The organism is Rhodobacteraceae bacterium Araon29, assembly GCA_039640505.1.
Lineage (GTDB): Bacteria > Pseudomonadota > Alphaproteobacteria > Rhodobacterales > Rhodobacteraceae > CABZJG01.
Window position 1 is genome coordinate 2,914,278 of the sequence record CP046865.1, and the last position, 22,168, is coordinate 2,936,445.

The following is a 22,168-nucleotide window of genomic DNA, read 5'->3' on the forward strand; positions in this document are numbered from 1 at the left end:
GTCTCCTTTATTGCGCCGCACCTGCGACCATGAGTCGAATAATGCGTGATTGATATCTGCTTGTTTGGCCTCACAACAGTGTAAAATCGTCACGGTAGCGCTAAAGGACGTCGCGTTTGATGAAAATTACCCGCTTTTTTTCACCTATTATCGCCGGGCACCCATAAAACATCTTCTGAGCCATTGCTGTTGGCCACCCGTGCAGCAACAAAAAACCAGTCACTAAGCCGGTTTAAATATTTCACCGCATCCGAATTGATGGTTTCCATTGTCGCCAGTTCGACGCAAAGCCGCTCTGCACGCCGCGCCACCGTGCGGCACACATGCAAATAAGCCGATAAAGGCGACCCGCCCGGCAAAATAAAACTGCGCAGCGGCTCAAGCACGCTGTTCATTTTATCAATCTCGTTTTCCAACCGCGATACTTGACTAGCAACCATGCGCAAAGGCGGGTACTCAGCATCGGCATCACGCTCTATATCGGGCCGGCACAGATCAGCGCCCAGATCAAAAAGATCGTTTTGAATACGTGCCAGCATTTCATCTATTTCGCCCGATGCATGCAAACGGGCCATTCCAACGGTAGCGTTTAATTCATCCGAGGTGCCGTAGGTCGTCACACGCAAGGAATGTTTGGCTACGCGAACCCCATTGCCCAGCGCGGTTTCTCCCGCATCGCCGGTTTTGGTGTAGATTTTATTTAAAACAACCATCTTATCCCCCTTGCTGCGTGAAAAAGACAAAGAGCAAAATCAAAACCACGGCAACAAACTGCGCGGCAATTCGCAGCCGCATTATTTTATTGGCATATTTTCGGTTAAACTCGCCACCACGGCCAAAGCCACCAATGCCAATCATCAAGATAATTGCCACCGCGCCAAGTGCCACAACGACAATTACAAATAGGGGATCTTCCATAATTCTTTTGCCTTCTTTCCAGCCTAGTTTGGTATCTAGTCGGCTTCACAGCAAAAGCGAAGGGATTTCGTGTTTTGGGGCAGAAATTTACCCCGTTGTTAGCTGAGCAGCCTATCCTGCAGCCGTATCGGTAAAATGCGCCGTATCACGGCCGCGGCATAGGTCGGCACTGTAATATAATAGCAAGGCTTTGGCCGCTTGGCCTCTAGTGCATGCATTAATTTATCGCTGACCGCTTTGGCTGGTAATTCATAGCGGTCAGGCCCACGGCTCTCATATAGCCGCTTCATCAGCCGTTTGCGATATTGATCCGCGCACGGCGACGCTTCCCAGTCAATCCATTTTTCAAAATGTGGGATCGAGTTTTGCCGGATTTTTGAGGTGATCGGCCCCGGCTGAATCAAAACCACATCAATTGGCGTTTCGCGCATTTCCAACCGCAGCGTCTGGGTTAGCCCTTCAAGCGCGAATTTACTGGCCACATAAGCGCCGCGCCACGGGGCTGGCACAAACCCCAGAACCGACGAGCAATTTATAATCCGGCCATGCCCTTGTGCGCGCATAGCCGGAATGATTTGCCGTGTCAGATCGTGATAGCCAAACACATTGGTTTCAAACACTTCGCGCAGGGCACCGCGCGGCAAATCTTCCACTAAGCCGGGGCAGGCAAAAGCCCCATTGTTAAACAGTGCATCAATTCGTCCATCAGTCGCATTCAGCACAAAGTTCACAGCAGCAGAAATACTCGCCTCATCTGCATAATCAAGCGTAAGGCTTTCAAACCCCTGCGCCTTTAATGTCTCGACATCGTCTTGGGCGCGGCAACTGGCAAATACGCGCCATCCCTCTTCGCGCAAACGCAGCGCTGCATCATAGCCAATGCCAGAAGAACAACCGGTGATCAAAATTGTTTTTTGCGCCATCCAAAACTCCAATCGGCCAGCGTGCATTTATTAAACCGAAACCCAGTTTAGACGCTGCGCCACACAGCAACAACCGCCAAAGGTGAAATTAATCCGCTGGCCGCTTTACCTGTCTTGCTGCAACGAGTATCACATCATCTATGACTGATTTGATTGACGACCCCAATATGAGCGGAATTTCCGCCGAACCCCTGCGGCGCGCCATAGGCGAGCGCTATCTAACCTATGCGCTTTCCACAATTATGCACCGCGCGCTGCCTGATGCCCGTGATGGGCTTAAGCCGGTGCACCGGCGCATCCTTTATGCCATGCGCGAGCTTAAGCTCAATGCCAACGGCGGATTTCGCAAATCAGCCAAGATTAGCGGCGATGTGATGGGCAATTATCACCCCCATGGGGATGCGGCAATTTACGATGCCATGGCGCGCTTGGCACAGGATTTTAATGTGCGCTACCCGCTGGTCGACGGGCAGGGCAATTTTGGCAATATCGACGGCGATAACCCGGCCGCCAGCCGCTACACCGAGGCGCGTATGACCACCGTTGCCGAAGCGCTGCTGGAAGGGCTCAATGAAAATGCCGTCGACTTTCGTGACAATTATGACGGCACGCTCACCGAACCTGTGGTTTTGCCGGCCAGCTTTCCCAATCTGCTGGCCAATGGATCAAGCGGCATTGCCGTGGGTATGGCCACTAATATCCCGCCGCATAATATTGCCGAGCTCTGCGATGCCTGCTTGCATTTAATCAAAACCCCCGAAGCGCGCGACGACACGTTGCTGAATTTCATCCCAGGACCTGATTTTCCCACCGGCGGGGTGATCGTGGAAAGCCCCGAGGCCATCGCAAGTGCCTATCGCACGGGGCGCGGATCGTTTCGCTTGCGCTGCCAGTGGCGCGTCGAAGACCTAGGCCGCGGCCAATGGCAGATTGTGGTCACGGAAATTCCCTATCAGGTGCAAAAATCCAAGCTGATCGAAAAAATTGCCGAAGTGATCCAGCTGAAGAAAATTCCGATCCTTGCGGATGTGCGCGATGAAAGCGCTGATGATATCCGGCTTATTTTAGAGCCCCGCTCGAAAAATGTGGATCCCGAGGTGCTGATGGGCATGCTGTTTCGAAATTCGGACCTTGAGATCCGCTTTTCGATGAACATGAACGTGCTGATTGATGGCCTAACGCCCAAGGTCTGTAGCCTTAAAGAGGTTCTAAAAGCCTTCCTTGATCATCGCCGCGATGTGCTGCTGCGCCGCAGTCAGCACCGGATCGACAAAATTGATCACCGGCTTGAAGTGCTCGAAGGCTTTCTGGTGGCGTTTCTTAATCTTGATCGGGTGATTGATATTATCCGCTATGACGACGACCCCAAAGCCGCGCTAATTGCCGAAGACTGGAGTTTATCGCATCCACGGGCAATAAACGAAGACGATTATGTCGGTCCGGACACTACTCAAGAAGGCGAATTAAGCGAGCTGCAGGTTGAGGCTATTTTAAACATGCGGCTGCGCTCGCTGCGCCGGCTCGAAGAGCTTGAACTGACCCGTGAACGCGATGCGCTAATGCTGGAACGGGCCGATCTGCAAGATTTACTCGATCACACTAATTTGCAATGGGATAAAATTTCCGAGCAACTGAGAGCGACCAAGAAAACCTTTGGAAAAGACTATGAAGGCGGCGCGCGGCGCACGATCTTTACCGAAGCTGGCGAAATAGAAGAGGTGCCGCTTGAGGCAATGATCGACCGCGAGCCGATCACCGTTGTCTGCAGCCAGATGGGCTGGATAAGGGCTATGACGGGACATATCGACCTGGCCCGTGAGCTAAAGTTCAAAGACGGTGACGGGCCGCGGTTTATTTTCCATGCTGAAACCACTGATCGGTTGCTGGTGTTTGCCAGCAATGGGCGTTTCTACACCCTATCGGCGGCCAACCTACCCGGCGGGCGCGGCATGGGCGAGCCACTAAGGTTAATGGTGGATTTGCCCAATGAGGCCGAGATTATAGATATCTTCATCCACAAACCCGGGCGCAAGCTGCTTGTGGCTTCAACCTCGGGTGACGGGTTTGTTGTGCCTGAAGACGATGTGCTGGCCCAGACCCGCAGCGGCAGACAGGTGCTGAACGTACGCGGCGATGTAAGCGCCAAAAGCTGTCGCCCGATCCAAGGCGATCATGTGGCTGTTGTGGGAGAAAACCGCAAAATGCTGGTGTTTGCGCTGTCCGAGCTGCCCGAAATGGGACGCGGTAAAGGTGTTCGGCTGCAAAAATACAAAGACGGCGGCATGAGCGATGTCGCAACCTTTGATTTGGCTGCAGGGCTTAGCTGGCTTGACCCAGCGGGCCGCACCCGCACCGAAACCGAACTGGCCGAATGGACATCGAAACGCGCAAGCGCGGGTAAAATGGCGCCGCGCGGTTTCCCGCGCGATAACAGGTTTACTTAAACGGGAAACTATGCACTAATTTCTCCATAAAGTGATCAATGGAAATGAATTATGCAGACGGATAAGATTTACTTTGCCTATGGCAGTCAAGATGGTGAGCTTTTTAAAATAGCGTTGAAAACCGGCATTTTAACGATGATCACGCTCGGAATTTACCGGTTTTGGGCCAAAAGCAGAATACGGCGACATATCTGGTCTTCTGCCTCTATCGGTGAGGATAGGTTTGAGTATCATGGAACCGGATTAGAAAAATTCCTAGGGTTTCTAATCGCGATTGTTGTTTTGGCAATCTACCTTGGGTTAGTGCAGTTAATCCTGATTTACTTTGGCCTAAACTTGTTCCAGATGACCGATGATCCCGCTCAGGTCTTTGCGCAAACCGCCGCCATTTACTTAAACCTGCTCGCAGTTTTGCCACTGGCAGCTTTCGCAACCTACCGTGCTAGACGCTATAAATTGGCCCGCACATCATGGCGTGGTATCAGGTTCGGCATGGATAACGGTGCATGGGGATACGTGTGGCGATATCTTTTCTATAGCCTCCTTACGCTTGTCAGTTTGGGCGCTCTGATGCCGCTTGCAACCTTTAGACTTGAAAAATACATGGCTGACCGGAGTTTTGTTGGCGATGCACCCATCGCGCAAAACGGCAAGTGGGCTGAACTTTACCCGTCAATGAAATATATCTTTTTTGGCGTACTGTGTGTCCTCGGAGCAGTTGTCATCGCATTCGGAGCAATAAAAATTGGCATCATTGCCGGATTTTTGGGCTGCATTGTTCTTGTTTGCGGGCTCGTCCACTATAATGTTCAATCCTTTGCTTATCTAATGACGCATAAAACACTTAATAAAACCGTGGGGTTTAGCGCCACTCCGAGAACAAAGCGCATTTTAGCGACCTATATTCTTGGCGGCATCGTTGTTGGCCTGATAACAGGTATTTTTGGTGCTGTGTTTGGCGGAATATCATTTACACTTTTTTCGGTTGGAAACGCGAGTACTTTAGGTTTCTTGTTCACAGGTCTGACTTATCTAGGGTTTTTTGTGCTAGCAAACGCTCTGTCGCTCATCATGATCACCCAGCCTATTCTTGAGCACATGTTTTCCTCAATTACTGTTCACAATAGCTCTGATTTAGAGAAAATTTTCCAAACTGTTCGAAGATCGCCAGCAGATGCAGAGGGCTTTGCCGATGCGCTTGACATAGGGGGCGCTTTTTGAGCGATACGGTAAAGGGCCGCTTTCATGACGGTATTTCGGCAAAATCTCATCAGGTAAGCGTTACCCATAAAAGCAATGGACAAGAACTTAAGATCACCGGCCCAACTTTACAGGCGGCGATTTACTGGCCACTTGCCGATATACGCGCTGCGCAAAAGCAAGGCCGGGAAAAAACCACAATCCTGTTTTTGGACGCAACCGCAGACGCAGCAGCTCAAAATGACAGCGGACGGCTGATTATTGAGGGTACAGAGGCACAAAACCTGCTCAGCGAAATGCCCAATCTATATCTTAAAAAGACCAAAAGGTCAGATCTGCGCAAAGCGTTGGTCCGCAGTGTAATCGCACTTGGATCTCTTGCGGCGATTTTACTACTGATCCTGCCAAGTTTAGCTCTTATTCTTGCCGAGGCTCTGCCAATTAAGCGCGAGGCGGCGCTCGGTCAGACAGTAATGAAGCAAATTGAACTGCTATTTAGTATTGAAAGCGATGACCCGTTTATCTGCGAAACAGATAAAGGGCGGCGAGCTTTGGACAAAATGACGGCGAAAATACTGTCTGGAGAAAAGCTAGATTATGACTTGCGGGTGCTGGTCACACGTCACGATATGCTAAATGCTTTTGCATTGCCCGGTGGTATTATTCTGCTAACCAACGAGCTTATCCAAAGCGCTGATACACCAGAGGAACTGGCTGGCGTTTTGGCCCATGAACTTGGGCATGTGGTGGCACGCGATCCGCTTCGGGCCTTGATATACTCTGCCAGTACCGCCGGAATTCTGTCGCTTGTGGTCGGCGATTTTAGTGGCGGTACACTGGTCTATATACTTGCAGACCAAGCTCTCAACGGGTCCTATTCTAGACGTGCTGAGCGGCACGCTGACGCATTTTCTATAGAAAAACTGCAACATGGAGAAATTGATCTAAAAGGCTTTGAGCGGTTTTTTGAACGTGTTGAGGAATTAGCGCCAGATTTTCTTGAAAATTTTAGCTATATTTCAACCCATCCACCGACCGCCGAACGCCGCGTGGCAATTGCAACTGCGGCGCGGCACCAATCCACGGTCAAACCGGTTTTAAGCGCCGCTGAATGGCAATTGATCAAAGCTATGTGCAAAAAAAAAGACGGGTGATCACCCCCGCCCTTTCCAAGGCACCATGATCCGCTCGGCCCAGCGCATCAGCATATCAATGCCAAAGCCGATGATCCCAATAAGGATAATGCCCAAGATAACGATATCCGTCTGCTGGAATTTTGAGGCCACCATGATCATCATACCAGCGCCTTTTTCCGCCGCCACAAGTTCTGCCGCCACCACTGTGCCCCAGCACACGCCCATGGCCACCCGCGCGCCGGTAAAGATTTCCGGCAGGCTGTTGGGAATAATCACATAGCGCATAATCTGCCATTTGCTCGCGCCCAGAGAATAGGCCGCATGAACTTTCGAGATTTTGACCCCGGACACCCCAGCCCGGGATGCAATGGCCATAATCCAAAGTGCGGCGAGGAACAGCAAAATCACTTTGCCGACCTCGCCAATTCCGGCCCAAATAATCACCAGCGGGATCAGGGCAAGCGGCGGGACAGGCCGCATAAACTCTACAATCGGATCAAACCACCCGCGAAACCAATCGGACAAGCCCATGGCATAGCCCAAAGGTATGCCCACCATGGCGCCAATTAAAAATCCGACCACAACCCGAAACAGAGAAAAGCCCAGATGTTCGAGCAGCGGGAAATTTTTGAACCCTCCGGTTGATATCTCGATGAGCCGTCTCCAGACCGCCTCGGGCGATGGCAACCAGATCGGCTCCATTTGCCAGCCTTTGTTAGGCTCGATGTTCAACGTGCCTTTGGGCGTCACTGCAACCCGCAAATCATCAAGATAGACCGATTCGCCCTTTGCAATCGGTTGGCCGTTGATCGCAACAACCTTGGCCCCCGATTTGCGGGTTTCATCATCGTTTTTATCCCATTTTAGCAATTTTGTTCGATAGGCTTTGACCGCCATGACATCATTTTTGGCAACGCCATCACCGAGGTCAATCTCGGGCAATTTCACATCTTCCCCGATGCCATGCACGATGACCTGAACAGTGGCATCATCGCGCAGGCCACTATCGGTTTCCGCCGTATAGGTAAATTCGGTTTCGCCTTGAAAGGCACCGGGCATATGAAGAAAGGCAGGTATAATCTTTGATCCGGTGAATGACCCCCAGAAAATCAAAATCAGCACGATGGACACAATAGAGGCTGCAAAATTTGAACTTACAGCGCTTTCATCACCGAATGTCACGGTTTTCAAAGAGCCAAAATCCTGCTTGGGCGTGAGAAGCCGTTTCACCACCCTCCAAACAAAGAGGGTAAGAAGAATTAAGCCTATATAACCGGCGATATAGGGCACCGCCGAGGCTAGAATAACCAGGATGGACCACAGTTCTTGGGAGAGTTTGACCAATACTTCCATCAGACCGCTGCCTCCGTACGTCCCATGATCTCTTCTTCCATATTCCAGATCATTTCCAAAATCTCTTCGCGTTTTTCGCCATAGTCAGCGTGCTTTTTAATTTCGCGCAGGTCCGCATCGACGCCAAGGTCAGCAAACGGCAGACGATATTCGCGGTGAATACGGCCCGGGCGCGGCGCCATCACCAAAAGCCGTTCGCCAAGCAGCAAAGCCTCTTCCACCGAATGGGTGATCAAAATGATGGTTTTGCCGGTCTCTTTCCACAGTTTCAAAACCAGTGACTGCATTTTTTCACGCGTCAGCGCATCGAGCGCGCCCAGCGGCTCATCCATCAAAATGACATCGGGGTCATTGGCCAGACAGCGGGCCAAAGCGACCCTTTGCTGCATGCCGCCAGAAAGTTCATATACAGCTTTATCCTTAAAATCCTGAAGCCCAACCACATCCAACAGATGATCAACTTTTTCGCGGGCTTGCGCAGCGCTGATACCTTTCATCCGTGGGCCAAAGCCGACGTTTTCGCGCACGTTCATCCATTCAAACAGCGCACCTTGTTGAAACACCATGCCGCGCTCGGCGCTAGGGCCAACAACCTTTTCACCATTGAGTAAAATTTCACCCTGAGTTGGCGCAAGAAAGCCGGCAACAATATTAAGCAATGTGGTTTTGCCGCAGCCCGAGGGGCCCAAAACCGACATTAATTCACCCGCTTTTAGATCGAGTGTAACATCCTTAAGCGCTTGGACCCAATCACCGTTTGGCAAATCAAAGCGCATGGATATATTTTGGATGGACAGTCCAGACATGGCCGCCTTTCTCTTCCTACTTTTAGTGGAGACAATTTCAAATGAAACGAAACATTGGCGCATCCCGCGGGCCGGCGAACCGGCCCGCAGTCGTTTACTTACATACCGTGAGCGGTTTCCAGTGGGCCTGTGTTGACGTTGCCAACATAGCTATCCAGTGCTGAATCGATGCTGCCGGCGTTCACAAAGACGTCTGCAACGCCTTTCATGAATTCCTGCGCACCGCCGCCAAGCCATGTTGCAGACAATTGGCTGTCAACCGTTGGGAACACAAATGTTGCCATTGTATCCGCTGTTGCAGCCTCATCCATACCGGCGTCCTTGGCAATCGCAGGAAGCATCATCGCATGGTTGGAAGAGTCTGCCCACATTGCGTTGGCATCGGCTGTAATCTTGAGGAATTTGGCAACCAGATCACTGTTTTCAGCAACCCAACCCGCAGGGCCAGAGGTTACGTCAAACACCAAAATACCAAGCTCGGTTTTTTCATCACCGGTCAGAAGGATGTTACCATACTCTTTGGCGCGGCGCAGCGAACCACCCCAGCCACAGAACATGTCAACAGCGCCATTGCCAATCGCCGCCGCACCATCCGGCGGATCCATGTCCACAACTTCCATGCTGCCAACATCAACGCCAAAATGGCTCATTTGCTTGAGGAAGCCGTAGTGGGCCGCTGTGCCCAAAGGTACAGCCACTTTCTTGCCTGCCAGTTCGGCAGCGCTGTCTTTGTCAATTTCAAGATCGCTTCTGACAACGCAGTTGTCGTTGTCCGCGTAGCTCACAGCAACATCCAGAATTTGCAAGTCTTGACCGGCTGATGTTGCAACCACGAAAGGTGGAACACCTTGGCTAACGGATAGGTGCACATCACCCGAGGCCATCGCCGCCGACATTTTCACACCGGACTCAAAGCTGACCCAGTTCACTTTGACGCCAAGCTCTTCGTCATAAGTGCCCATTTGCTTTGCATATTCAAATGGCATTGGCCACTCAAGGAAATAGGCCACGGTGATTTCACCATGTCCACCGGCAAACGCAGCCTGCGCGCTGAGTGCCATGGTGGTGCCGGCAACAGCGCCCATTAGTTTCGATTTCATCGACATTTATATACTCCCGTTGTTTGCCTCACAATTGAGGCGCCTTCCTTCTGCCAACAGGGCAGAATTTCTGTGCTCGCCACCATAGGGGCAAGCCTGCTTTGCAATCCGACCCGATAAGATGATTCCGATCAACGATTATTTTCAGCGTTGACCATTTTGAACATTCCCTTTTGAGTCATAATTGGAAATTAGTGTTTTATTTTTATTAATAGATTCCAAACAGTTAATCATATTTCCCAGCATAAATCATCGAAAATCTCAATATTTTGGACTTAAATCTAATATAAATCTGGACCTATCTGGAAGTGCAAATAATAGGCTTGACTGGATTCAAAGATTCTATGCGCAGGGGTATTGCACTCCCGCCACAACTTAAGGGTGAAAAAATGGACGGCAACATTCGTGAAAACGACCTGTCAAAAATTGTCGATGCAGACCGAGATCATATTTGGCATCACCTCATTCAGCACAAGCCGTTTGAAACCAGCGAGCCAAGGATCATTGTCGAAGGCAAAGGGATGCGGGTTTGGGACCAGAACGGCAAAGAGCATCTTGATGGGGTGTCCGGCGGTGTATGGACGGTAAATGTTGGCTATGGCCGCGAAAGCATTGCCAATGCAGTGCGCGACCAGCTGATAAAGCTGAATTACTTTGCCGGCTCGGCCGGCTCAATCCCCGGCGCCACTTTTGCCGAGCAGCTGATTGATAAAATGCCGGGAATGCACCGGGTTTATTATTGCAATTCGGGCTCTGAGGCGAATGAGAAAGCCTTTAAAATGGTCCGCCAGATCGCCCATAAACGCTATGGCGGCAAGAAACATAAAATTCTGTATCGCGACCGCGATTATCACGGCACGACCATTGGCACTCTGTCCGCCGGTGGTCAGGATGAACGCAATGCGCAATACGGGCCATTTGCGCCCGGGTTTATCCGCGTGCCGCATTGTTTAGAATATCGTGCCCAATGGGATTTAACCGGCGAAGCCTACGGCAAACGCGCCGCCGATGCGATCGAAGAGGTGATCTTGGCCGAGGGCCCCGATACGGTCGGCGCGCTCTGCCTTGAGCCGGTGACGGCAGGCGGCGGTGTCATCACCCCGCCCGAAGGCTATTGGGACAGGGTGCAAGAAATTTGCAAGAAATATGATATCCTGCTGCATATAGACGAAGTGGTCTGCGGCGTTGGCCGCACGGGCACTTGGTTCGGCTACCAAAATTATGGCGTCAAGCCGGACATGGTCACCATGGCCAAAGGCGTGGCTTCGGGCTATGCGGCGATTGCCTGTCTGGTCACCACAAATGATGTTTTTGACATGTTCAAAGACGATGCCAGTGATCCAATGAATTATTTCCGCGATATATCCACCTTTGGTGGCTGTACAGCGGGGCCGGCGGCAGCAATTGAAAATATGCGCATCATCCAAGACGAAGGCCTGTTGGAAAACACACTGGCTATGGGCGACCGGATGATCGAAAACCTCAATGAACTCGCTGAAAAGCACGCCATCATCGGACAAGTGCGTGGTAAGGGGCTGTTCTGCGGCGCCGAACTGGTCAGTAACCGCGCCAGCAAAGAGCCAGCGCCAGAAAAACAAGTTCAGGCTGTGGTCGCGGACTGTATGGCGCAAGGTGTGATCATCGGTGCCACCAACCGTTCTTTGCCGGGGCTCAACAACACCCTTTGCTTTAGTCCAGCGCTGATCTCGAGCGCGGATGACATTGATCAGATCACCGATGCCGTGGACCAGGCGCTTACGCGCGTCTTTGGCGGTTAAACCGCTAACTTTTTGGCGTATCCTTCCACGCCAGAAAATAGTCCGGACTTTTTCGGATGATCAAAGCCTCCGGTTTGTTGTAATCACAAATCGGGGGCTTTAATTTTCCTCTAGAGTATCGGAACAACTGTGCGCGCTTTTTGGAATAATACCAGTTTGCCAAACCTATAGAGCCAGTTTAAACTACCGGTATGGCTATTCCCATAGAAACATTTTTCCTTGAAGCAAACGAGCTGGGCACGCTGCAGGCCCGCATTCAGCAGATGATCGCAAACGGGATTCTATCTGGTAGGTTTCTGCAGGGCGAAAAGCTGCCCTCGACACGAAGGCTCGCCATGCACCTCGGGGTTAGTAGAATTACAGTAACACTGGCCTACACAGAACTGCTGGCAAATGATTATCTGATTTCAAAAGGCCGCTCGGGCTATTTTGTATCGCCGAACGCACCGGAACCGCCAAAATTTGAACACCGCCCGCAAACCGAAGACCGCGTGGATTGGAGCCGCGCAATCGGGCAGCGGTTTTATGACGACAGTTGGCTCGACAAACCGGAAGATTGGGCGCAGTATAAATACCCATTTATCTATGGCCAAACTGACCCCACGCTGTTTGACCATGCCAATTGGCGACTGTGTGCTTTACAAGCATTAGGGGCTAAGGATTTTCCGGCGCTGACAGCTGATTATTTTGATCGCGATGACCCGCAACTGCTTGAATTTATTGCCCGCCACACATTGCCCCGACGTGGAATTATAGCAGGCACAGATGAAATCTTGGTCACGCTTGGAGCGCAAAATGCACTTTGGCTGGCCACTCAGGTGCTGCTTACACAGCGGCGTACTGCGGTTATAGAAAACCCATGCTATCCGGCGCTGCGCGGTATTTTGCACCAGTCCCGCTGCCATATTACAGCAATTGATGTAGATGATTTTGGCCTGCCGCCAGATGATATCCCCCCGAAAGCAATGTTATTTTTGCCACCCCAAGCCACCAATGCCCAACCACGGCCACGATGCCCTTGGCTCGGCGCAAAGATCTGCTGGACCGCGCCCGTGAGTTGGACGCGCTGATTATCGAAGATGACTACGAGTTTGAGATGTCCTTTTTAAAACCGCCCTCGCCTGCGCTCAAATCGCTCGATCAGGACGGGCGAGTGATTTATGTTGGCTCGTTTTCAAAATCTTTATTCCCTGGTCTAAGGCTTGGCTATCTTGTCGGGTCGGCTCCCTTCATCCGAGAAGCCCGAGCGCTGCGCGCCAGCGTGCTGCGCCACCCCCCCGGTCATATTCAGCGTACGGCGGCCTATTTTTTGAGCCTTGGGCATTACAATTCCCTGATCAAACGGATGGGCAAAACCTACCAAAAGCGCAGCACCGTCATGGAGCAAGCAATCCAAAACTGCGGCTTGAAAATCGCCGGAAAAGGCTCACACGGCGGCTCATCATTTTGGATGCAAGCGCCCAAAGGCACAGATACAGCGGAGCTTGCGATTCGGCTGCGCGACGAGAGTATTCTAATAGAATCGGGCCAGAAATTTTTTGCCGGTGGAACTGCGCCCCACGAATTTTACCGGCTGGCTTATTCTTCAATTCCCACTGATCGCATTGCCCAAGGTATTGAGAAAATAGCCGCAGCAATAGGTTGATCTGGCTATATGCTGACTTGCGATCTGGCCCTAACGGTGCACTGGTCTAGCGCTTAGAAACTTATCAAAATAACAGCGCTACGGGAGCGTTGTCTGATTTGTGCTTTCAGGAGACCTCAGCCAATGAAAATGACCACAGAAGAAGCCTTTATCAAAACTCTTCAAATGCATGGCATTGAACATGCCTTTGGAATTATCGGTTCCGCTTTTATGCCGATTTCCGATCTTTTCCCCCAAGCCGGCATTACATTTTGGGACTGTGCACATGAGGGCTCTGGCGGCATGATGGCCGATGGCTACACACGGGCCTCTGGTAAAATGAGCATGATGATTGCCCAAAACGGCCCCGGCATTACCAATTTCGTCACCGCAGTAAAAACCGCATATTGGAACCACACGCCGCTGCTGTTGGTCACCCCGCAGGCGGCCAATAAAACCATTGGCCAGGGCGGCTTTCAAGAGGTCGAGCAGATGGCCCTTTTCAAAGATATGGTCGCCTATCAAGAAGAGGTACGCGATCCATCACGTGTGGCAGAAGTTCTCAACCGTGTGATCGCCAATGCAAAGCGCGCCTCGGCGCCGGCGCAAATTAACATGCCGCGTGATTACTGGACCCAAGTGATTGATATCGATCTGCCCGAAATGATCGACTACGAGCGGCCAGCCGGTGGTGACAGCGCGCTGCAACAGGCTGCCGACCTGCTCAGCAGCGCAAAAAACCCCGTAATCCTAAACGGCGCAGGTGTTGTGCTGGCCGATGCCATTGGCGACACCATGAAACTGGCCGAGCGTCTGGATGCACCGGTCTGTGTTGGCTATCAACACAATGATGCCTTCCCCGGATCGCATCCACTTTTTGCCGGACCATTGGGCTATAATGGCTCAAAAGCCGGTATGGAGCTAATATCGAAAGCGGATGTGGTACTGTGTCTGGGCACAAGGCTTAATCCGTTTTCCACCCTGCCCGGTTACGGCATTGATTACTGGCCCAAAGAGGCCAAGATCATTCAGGTTGATATCAACCCCGACCGCATTGGGCTGACCAAAAAAGTATCAGTTGGGATCATTGGCGACGCCAAACATGTGGCGAATTCACTGCTTGAGCGCCTTTCAGACAGTGCAGGCGACAGCAGCCGCACCGAGCGCAAGGCCGCCATTGCCCAGACCAAATCACAATGGGCGCAGCAACTGTCCAGCATGGATCACGAAGATGATGATCCCGGCACCTCTTGGAATCAGCGGGCGCGGGACGATAAACCCGAGTGGATGAGCCCACGCATGGCCTGGCGCGCCATTCAAAGCGCTCTGCCCAAAGAGGCTATTATCAGCTCGGACATTGGCAACAACTGTGCGATCGGCAATGCTTATCCTACTTTTGAGACAGGGCGCAAATATCTTGCTCCCGGGCTTTTTGGTCCCTGTGGCTATGGTTTGCCAGCCATCATCGGTGCCAAAATTGGCTGCCCTGATACGCCTGTTGTCGGCTTTGCCGGCGATGGTGCCTTCGGCATCGCCGTGACAGAATTGACGGCCATTGGCCGCTCAGAATGGCCGCCCATCACCATGATCGTGTTCCGCAATTACCAATGGGGCGCCGAAAAGCGTAACTCAACGCTGTGGTATGATGATAATTTTGTGGGCACAGAGCTAGATACCCAAGTCTCTTATGCCGGTATTGCCAATGCCTGCGGGTTGCAAGGGGTGCAGGCACACACAATGGAAGAATTGCGCGACGCGCTGAACACAGCAATCACGGATCAGATGAAAAACGGTAAAACCACCTTGATTGAAGCCTTGATCAACCAAGAACTGGGCGAGCCGTTCCGCCGTGATGCGATGAAAAAGCCTGTTGCAGTGGCGGGCATTTCAGCATCCGACATGCGTGTGCAACAGGCCTGATAAAATGGGCACAGCAGACATTAGTGGGTCTCTGCCTGCGGCTTCGGCCGCAGCGCAGGTGGTCAAGCTAGCTTCTGCTGCGCGCCCAATTATTGCCCTGAGCGAAGGCACAGACCCCCGCGTGGTTGCCGGCGCGGTTGCGGCTCAAAGCGCCGGAATAGCCGATATCGTTCTCATTGGTCCCCGCTCTGATGTGCACCGCGTCCTGTCTGCGGCGGGCGGCCAGGAAAGTGATAGCATGGCGATCCATGATCCAGTGGGATCTGAGCAAAAAGCCGAACTGGCCAAGACGTTTTACCAATTGCGCAAACATAAGGGCATGACGCCTGAGGTAGCCACCAAGGCGGTGCAAGATCCTTTGATCTATGCAGCGCTATTGGTACATCTTGGGCAGGCCCATGGCACGGTGGGCGGCGCGGTTGCAACCACATCCAATGTGGTGCGCGCGGCGCTTCAAGTCATCGGAAAAGCCCAAAATGCCGCGATGGTTTCAAGCTGTTTTTTAATGTTTCCACCGCACAGCTATCCCATGGTGTATTCAGATTGCGGCCTAGTGATTGACCCTGATGCACATGAGCTTGCCGAGATTGCCATAATGGCCGCACAGTCCTGCCGTGATCTGCTTGGCGATACTCCAAAGGTGGCGATGCTGTCCTTTTCTACTAAGGGCAGCGCGGCGCATAAATCTGTTAGCAAAGTGCAGCAGGCAACCGAGATGGTTCAAGCCGCGCAGCCCTCTTTAAAAGTTGATGGGGAGCTCCAATTTGATGCGGCTTTCGACGCAGACGTCGGGGCGGCCAAAGCAGCCGGCTCAGCCGTTGCAGGACGCGCCAATGTGATGGTCTTTCCAAACTTGGACGCCGGAAATATCGGCTATAAAATCACCCAGCGGCTGGGCGGCGCAACCGCCATTGGCCCGATTTTGCAAGGGCTGGCGAAACCGGCCAATGATCTGTCACGCGGCTGCACCGGCGAGGATGTGACGCAAATGATTGCGGTGACTGTATTGCAGCATCTGGGATCGCTATAATGGCCTATTGCCCCAGTTCAATCCGATGAGCACTTTGCTTAATCTGCCAGACCATCAATTCTGGCTTGTCATCCTGATTTGCTTATTGGCCGGGATTGTGCGCGGGTTTTCCGGATTTGCGCTCTCGGCGCTGGTGATGGCATCTGCGGCGCTGATTATTCCACCCATCGAGCTTATACCTGTGTGCTGGTGGCTTGAGCTATGCGCTGGATTGATGATGATCCGCGGCGGCTGGAAAGAAGCAGATCGGCGCTTGGCGATCACGCTTGTTGTTGGCTCCAGCCTTGGGATGCCGCTCGGGCTTTATCTGACCACCCAAGTATCGGTTCCACTTTCTCAGACCCTTGCGCTAGGCTGTATCGCTACTTTGGCAGCCTTACTTTTAGGTAAGATAAAGCTTGATTTTCTGGCCAATCCAAAAGGGCACTTGGGGGTTGGCGTGTGCGCTGGTATCGCCACCGGACTGGCCAGTGTTGGCGGTATGGTGGTTGCGCTATTTGTGCTGGTCAGCAATGTACCCGCGCGGCAAATGCGCGCGACATTAGTGGTTTTTCTTCTTTTGTCCGGGGTCTTATCTCTTATCATATTGATTGCTTTTGGCGTGATGGATGAACGCGCTGCCCTACGCGGCGTCATTCTATCTATTCCCGCCACATTGGGGGTGTATTTGGGAACAAAATTCTTTATCCCAAGGCTGGAACCCTTCTACCGTCCCTTTTGCCTTCTGCTTTTGATTGGCTTGGCATTAATGGGACTTATACGAATTGGACTATAGATCCAGAAAGGACCGTGGGGGCTTAAACCGATGAAATCACAGCCATCTTTAGACACCTCTCCAAAAGTGTCAGACGAGATACGCAAAACAACCTGTTATATGTGCGCCTGCCGGTGCGGCATAAATGTCCATATGAAAGAAGGACAAGTTGCCTATATCGAAGGCAACCGCGATCACCCGGTCAATCAAGGTGTTCTTTGCGCCAAAGGCAGCGCCGGCATCATGCAGGTCAATGCCCCCTCGCGGCTGCGCGCACCGCTCAAACGGGTGGGGCCTCGCGGCTCGGGCCAGTTTAAAGAAATCAGCTGGGATGAAGCGCTTGATATGGCTGTCGGCTTGCTAAGACCGGTGCGTGAGGAAAATCCCGAAAAGCTGGCGTTCTTTACAGGCCGTGATCAGTCACAGTCCTTTACCAGTTTCTGGGCGCAGAATTTTGGCACCCCGAATTATGCCGCACATGGCGGATTTTGTAGCGTGAATATGGCCGCTGCGGGCATTTACACAATGGGCGGGGCGTTTTGGGAATTTGGCCAGCCCGACTGGGATCACACCAAGCTGTTCATGCTGTTTGGCGTGGCAGAAGATCACGACAGTAATCCGATTAAAATGGGCATCGGTAAAATAAAAGCCCGCGGCGCAAAGGTGATCGGCGTTAATCCCATTCGCTCAGGGTATAATGCGGTGGCCGACGATTGGATAGGGATTACCCCGGGCACCGATGGGCTGTTTATTCTGGCGCTGGTGCATGAGCTGCTGAAAGCTGGTAAAATTGATCTAGACTATCTGGCTCAATACACCAATGCACCCGTTTTAGTGGATGCAGAAACCGGTTTGTTGCTGCGTGACGGCGATGGCAAACAGCTGGTAGTTGACCGCGTGACCGGCGCGTTGACGGCCTTCGACCAAAAAGGCGTTCGCCCTGACCTTCGGGGCACGCATAGTGATGGCGCATTGACCCATCGCAGCGTCTTTCAACATATGATAGAGCGCTATCTCGACCCTGAATATGCCCCCGAAGCGGTTAGTGAAAAGACCGGCATTTCTGCTGGCAAAATCCGCGCGATTGCGGCCGAGCTTGCCCGTGTGGCCTTTGACGAAGCCTTTGAGCTGGATCAGCCCTGGACAGATTTTCGCGGTGAGCGGCATGAAAAAATGGTCGGCCGTCCGGTCAGCTTTCATTCCATGCGCGGCATCTCGGCCCATTCCAACGGGTTTCAAACCTGCCGCGCCCTGCATATTCTGCAAATTATACTTGGTACGGTCGAAGTGCCCGGCGGCTTTCGCTTTAAGCCGCCCTATCCCAAGCCATCAGAGATCCATCCAAAGCCGCATTGCAAAGTAACCCCGGGGGCCCCGCTGGATGGCCCGCATTTAGGCTTTGTGCACGGACCCGAAGATCTGGCGCTGAAAGACGATGGCAGCCCGGCCCGCATTGATAAAGCGTTCACCTGGGAAAACCCCATGTCGGCCCATGGGCTGATGCATATGGTGATCTCAAACGCACATGCCGGTGATCCCTATAAAATCGACACGCTGTTCATGTATATGGCCAATATGTCATGGAACAGCTCGATGAACACCAGCGGCGTGATCGAGATGCTCACCGATACGGATGATAGCGGCAATTATGTGATCCCGAACATCATCTATTCGGATGCCTACTCGTCCGAAATGGTGGCCTATGCGGATCTGGTTCTGCCTGACACCACCTATCTTGAACGGCATGATTGTATCAGCCTGCTCGACCGGCCGATTTGCGAAGCTGATGCGGCCGCCGACGCCATCCGCTGGCCGGTGGTCGAGCCGGACCGCGATGTGCGCGGCTTTCAGTCGGTGCTATGCGATCTTGGAGCGCGGCTAAATTTGCCCGGCTTTGTGAATGAAGACGGCAGCCAGAAATATGATGATTATGCCGATTATATCGTGAACCATATCCGCAAACCCGGCATCGGGCCACTGGCCGGATTTCGTGGCAATGGCAATAAAGCAGGGCGCGGGGATGTGAACCCTGATCAGCTTGATCGCTATATCCAAAATGGCGGGTTTTTTGTGGAACATATTCCAGCAGGGGCAAACTATTATAAACCCTGGAATATGGATTATCAAAACTGGGCCGTGGGCATGGGCCTTTATGACAGCCCGCAGCCCTATCTGTTTCAGCTTTATGTGGAACCGATGCGCAAATTCCAACGCGCTGCAGAAGGCCATGGCGACCGTCAGCCGCCCGATCATCTGCGCGCGCGCATCAAATCAACCCTTGACCCATTGCCGATCTGGTACCCGCCGTTTGAAGACAGTCATGTTGACCCCGATGAATACCCTGTTCATGCGCTGACCCAGCGGCCAATGGCCATGTACCACAGCTGGGGCACGCAAAATGCATGGCTGCGCCAAATCCATGGGGTAAACCCGCTTTATCTGCCCACCAAACTGATGCGCGCACATGATTTGCGCGATGGCGATTGGGCCAAAGTCAGCTCGGCGCATGGGGATATCACTGTGCCGGTGATGGAAATGGCCGCTCTAAATGAAAATACCGTCTGGACATGGAACGCCATTGGCAAACGCAAAGGCGCGTGGGCGCTTGATGAAAAAGCCCCCGAGGCGACCAAAGGCTTTTTGCTCAACCATCTGATCCATGAGCTGTTGCCGGCCAAAGGCGACGGTTTGCGCTGGGCAAACTCAGATCCCATCACCGGTCAGGCCGCGTGGTTTGACCTAAGGGTCAAGATTGAAAAATCCACTGCACCGCCGGAAAGCCAACCAAGCTTTGACGCTCTTATATCCCCTGTCGGGCAAGGCCCAGAAACATTAAGGTGGAAGGTAGGCAAATGACCGAACTGCCAGCGACAACAAACCGCCAGCTAGGATTAGTAATTGATCTTGATACCTGTGTCGGCTGTCATGCCTGTGTGATTAGCTGTAAAGGATGGAATACGGAAAACTATGGCGCGCCGCTGAGCGATCAAAGCGCCTATGGCGCTAATCCAAGCGGCACCTTTCTAAACCGCGTCCATTCTTATGAGGTGCAGCCGCCAGAGGGCGCTGCACAGCTTGTGCATTTTCCGAAATCCTGCCTGCATTGCGAAGATGCCCCCTGCGTGACGGTCTGCCCGACCGGCGCCAGTTACAAGCGGGTCGAGGACGGTATTGTTCTGGTCAATGAAAGCGACTGCATTGGCTGCGGACTTTGTGCTTGGGCCTGCCCCTACGGCGCACGCGAGCTTGATGCCGCAGAAGGGGTGATGAAGAAATGTACGCTTTGTGTGGACCGGATCTATAACGAAAACCTGCCCGAAGAAGACCGCGAGCCCGCCTGCGTGCGGACCTGCCCGGCCGGGGCGAGGCACTTTGGGGACTTTGCAGATCCTGAAAGTAACGTTAGCGTTCTAACAGCCGAGCGTGGGGGCATGGACCTTATGCCGGAACAAGGAACAAAGCCGGTGAACAAATACCTGCCCCCTCGGCCCAAGGACCAACTCGGAGACATTGACATTCTTGCGCCACTGCTTAAGCCTGTGGCGGAAGAACCCAAAGGCTTTATGGCCTGGCTTGATAAAACCCTGGAGACCCGCTGATGCATCCCGCCCCATCCGTGATTATTTTCACCTCACTCTCCGGTCTTGGCTTTGGGCTTTTGACATTCCTAGGCTTCGGGATGCCGCCACCAACCGGATTTATGGCCTTTGGCTTTTTTACTGTTGCTTATCTGCTTGCGGTGGGCGGGCTATTGGCATCAACCTTTCACCTCGGTCATCCAGAGCGTGCGCTGAAAGCTTTCACCCAATGGAAAACCAGCTGGCTCAGCCGTGAGGCGTGGCTTTCCGTTGGCGCGCTGCTGGTGATGGCCGCCTACGGCGCAGGCCTTGTCTTTTTTGGTATTGCGGTTGCCCCTCTGGGCTGGCTCGGCGCGATTTTGTCACTGGCGACGGTGTTTGCCACCTCAATGATATATGGCCAGTTGAAAACAGTGCCGCGCTGGAACACGAGACTAACGCCGCTTTTGTTTCTAACGCTGTCTTTGGCCGGCGGCGGCCTGTTGTCTGGTCAGATCAGCTCAGCTTTGATGCTGCTGATGGCGGCCGGCATCGTACAGATTGCCTACTGGATTACCGGTGATCGGGCTTTGGCGCAAAGCGGCACATCGCTGGCCAGCGCCACCGGACTTGGTGAGATCGGCACTGTGCGCGCTTTTGAGCCGCCGCATACAGGCACCAACTATCTGCTGAAGGAATTTGTCCATGTGGTGGGACGCAAGCATGCCTCAAAGCTGCGGATCATTGCGCTTATTTTGATGATCGGAACGCCGGTGGCACTGCTATCAATACCGTTCACCCATTGGATTGCACTGGTGGCCGTGATTGCCCATGTGGCGGGGCTTTTCGTCTCACGCTGGCTGTTCTTTGCCCAAGCCGAACATGTGGTCGGGCTCTATTACGGCAAACGCTGAGCGCAAAAAATTACAAGATAATCTGGTTAATGTTGAGCAGAAGGCCTAACGAAAACCAGCCGTATGAAGCCATCTAACCCCATCATTATAATGCAAAAACCCGAGGCAAGCCTCGGGTTTTTACACTGTGAGTAATAGTAAAGAACCGTTTAGTGCATCTTGGCGTCTACCTCAGTGATCGCGCCGTCGATCAACTTGTTGGCGCTAGCCGCTGTCATTTGTGCCGCGATCACGTTGCGGGCAGCCGCAATGGCCACACCTATCGCCTTGTCGCGCACTTCCCGTTCAACCGAGGCGTGGGCTGAGCTGATCTGCTCTTCTGCGGCGGCCAAGCGGCGCGCAACCGAAGCTCGCAGGTCTTCCTTGGCTTGTTCGGCCGCAGCCTGTGCATCTTTGCGGGCGCTTTCGACAATCCGGTCGGCTTGATCTTGCACTTCTTTTTGCTTGCGCTCGTAAGAGGCCAGAATGCTCTGGGCTTCTTCGCGCAGTTCACGCGCCTGATCCAATTCGGATTTGATGCCTTCGGCGCGCTTATCAAGCATACTGCCCAGCACCGAAGGTACTTTGTAATAAAACAGTACCAGAATGAAAAGGATGAACGCCAAAAGAACAATAAAGTTGGTGTTTTTAAGCGATATGAAAGGGCCAGATGCCGCCAGCGCGGGGCTGGCCACCATCAGGGCAATAAAGGGAGCTAGAAAGCGCATCAAT

17 protein-coding genes and 1 pseudogene are annotated in these 22,168 nt (G+C 52.8%); 11 read left to right on the forward strand and 7 right to left on the reverse strand.

Translation table 11 applies throughout. The features are described from left to right. Nucleotides 1–140 precede the first annotated feature (140 nt). The 3 genes from GN278_14045 to GN278_14055 form a co-directional block, all read right to left on the reverse strand. Entirely contained in the window at nt 141–713 is a 573-nt protein-coding gene (locus GN278_14045; protein ID XAT61776.1) for a cob(I)yrinic acid a,c-diamide adenosyltransferase, read from the reverse strand. A 1-nt stretch (nt 714) separates the two neighbouring features. Continuing rightward, complete coding sequence (locus tag GN278_14050) at nt 715–921, reverse strand: twin transmembrane helix small protein (GenBank protein ID XAT61777.1); 207 nt, start codon at nt 919–921, stop codon at nt 715–717. Nucleotides 922–1,016: 95 nt separating this feature from the next. Beyond that, complete coding sequence (locus tag GN278_14055; protein XAT61778.1) at nt 1,017–1,841, reverse strand: SDR family NAD(P)-dependent oxidoreductase; 825 nt, start codon at nt 1,839–1,841, stop codon at nt 1,017–1,019. Between the two features lie 140 nt (nt 1,842–1,981). On the opposite strand from GN278_14055, the gene parC reads away from it, so the two are divergent. The 3 genes from parC to GN278_14070 are packed head-to-tail and all read left to right on the forward strand — an operon-like array spanning nt 1,982 to nt 6,639. Beyond that, complete coding sequence (gene parC, locus GN278_14060; GenBank protein XAT61779.1) at nt 1,982–4,285, forward strand: DNA topoisomerase IV subunit A; 2,304 nt, start codon at nt 1,982–1,984, stop codon at nt 4,283–4,285. A 51-nt stretch (nt 4,286–4,336) separates the two neighbouring features. Next, the gene (locus GN278_14065; protein XAT61780.1) at nt 4,337–5,506 is read left to right on the forward strand and encodes a DUF898 family protein; all 1,170 of its coding nucleotides are present in this window, start codon (nt 4,337–4,339) and stop codon (nt 5,504–5,506) included. Then, a complete protein-coding gene (locus GN278_14070; GenBank protein ID XAT61781.1) occupies nt 5,503–6,639 on the forward strand; it encodes a M48 family metalloprotease in 1,137 nt (378 codons plus the stop codon). Before GN278_14065 ends, GN278_14070 begins: the two co-directional genes overlap by 4 nt. Here GN278_14070 and GN278_14075 read toward each other — a convergent pair whose 3' ends face one another. The 3 genes from GN278_14075 to GN278_14085 form a co-directional block, all read right to left on the reverse strand. Next, nucleotides 6,640–7,974 carry an ABC transporter permease subunit gene (locus GN278_14075; GenBank protein ID XAT61782.1) on the reverse strand — a complete coding sequence of 445 codons (1,335 nt, stop codon included), beginning with the start codon at nt 7,972–7,974 and terminating at the stop codon, nt 6,640–6,642. Next, the gene (locus GN278_14080) at nt 7,974–8,780 is read right to left on the reverse strand and encodes an ATP-binding cassette domain-containing protein (protein ID XAT61783.1); all 807 of its coding nucleotides are present in this window, start codon (nt 8,778–8,780) and stop codon (nt 7,974–7,976) included. Before GN278_14080 ends, GN278_14075 begins: the two co-directional genes overlap by 1 nt. A 98-nt stretch (nt 8,781–8,878) precedes the next feature. After that, complete coding sequence (locus tag GN278_14085; protein XAT62685.1) at nt 8,879–9,880, reverse strand: taurine ABC transporter substrate-binding protein; 1,002 nt, start codon at nt 9,878–9,880, stop codon at nt 8,879–8,881. Between the two features lie 389 nt (nt 9,881–10,269). On the opposite strand from GN278_14085, the gene GN278_14090 reads away from it, so the two are divergent. The 8 genes and pseudogenes from GN278_14090 (at nt 10,270) to GN278_14125 (ending at nt 21,457) form a co-directional block, all read left to right on the forward strand. Beyond that, on the forward strand, nt 10,270–11,658 hold the full coding sequence (locus GN278_14090; GenBank protein ID XAT61784.1) for an aminotransferase class III-fold pyridoxal phosphate-dependent enzyme: 1,389 nt from the start codon (nt 10,270–10,272) through the stop codon (nt 11,656–11,658). Between the two features lie 191 nt (nt 11,659–11,849). Next, nucleotides 11,850–13,303 (forward strand): annotated as a pseudogene (locus GN278_14095) (aminotransferase class I/II-fold pyridoxal phosphate-dependent enzyme). 123 nt (nt 13,304–13,426) lie between these two features. After that, nucleotides 13,427–15,202, forward strand: a complete 1,776-nt coding sequence (xsc, locus tag GN278_14100) for a sulfoacetaldehyde acetyltransferase (GenBank protein XAT61785.1) — start codon at nt 13,427–13,429, stop codon at nt 15,200–15,202. Nucleotides 15,203–15,206: 4 nt separating this feature from the next. After that, nucleotides 15,207–16,232 (forward strand): phosphate acetyltransferase, encoded by a 1,026-nt coding sequence (gene pta / locus GN278_14105; protein ID XAT61786.1) that lies wholly within the window; start codon nt 15,207–15,209, stop codon nt 16,230–16,232. A gap of 25 nt (nt 16,233–16,257) precedes the next feature. Continuing rightward, complete coding sequence (locus GN278_14110) at nt 16,258–17,007, forward strand: TSUP family transporter (GenBank protein XAT61787.1); 750 nt, start codon at nt 16,258–16,260, stop codon at nt 17,005–17,007. Between the two features lie 30 nt (nt 17,008–17,037). Next, nucleotides 17,038–19,842, forward strand: a complete 2,805-nt coding sequence (locus GN278_14115; GenBank protein XAT61788.1) for a molybdopterin-dependent oxidoreductase — start codon at nt 17,038–17,040, stop codon at nt 19,840–19,842. Then, nucleotides 19,839–20,585 carry a 4Fe-4S dicluster domain-containing protein gene (locus GN278_14120; GenBank protein XAT61789.1) on the forward strand — a complete coding sequence of 249 codons (747 nt, stop codon included), beginning with the start codon at nt 19,839–19,841 and terminating at the stop codon, nt 20,583–20,585. Before GN278_14115 ends, GN278_14120 begins: the two co-directional genes overlap by 4 nt. Then, on the forward strand, nt 20,585–21,457 hold the full coding sequence (locus GN278_14125; protein ID XAT61790.1) for a dibenzothiophene desulfurase: 873 nt from the start codon (nt 20,585–20,587) through the stop codon (nt 21,455–21,457). The genes GN278_14120 and GN278_14125 overlap by 1 nt, the downstream gene beginning before the upstream one ends. Nucleotides 21,458–21,606: 149 nt before the next feature. Here GN278_14125 and GN278_14130 read toward each other — a convergent pair whose 3' ends face one another. After that, on the reverse strand, nt 21,607–22,164 hold the full coding sequence (locus GN278_14130) for a F0F1 ATP synthase subunit B (GenBank protein ID XAT61791.1): 558 nt from the start codon (nt 22,162–22,164) through the stop codon (nt 21,607–21,609). Nucleotides 22,165–22,168 lie beyond the last annotated feature (4 nt).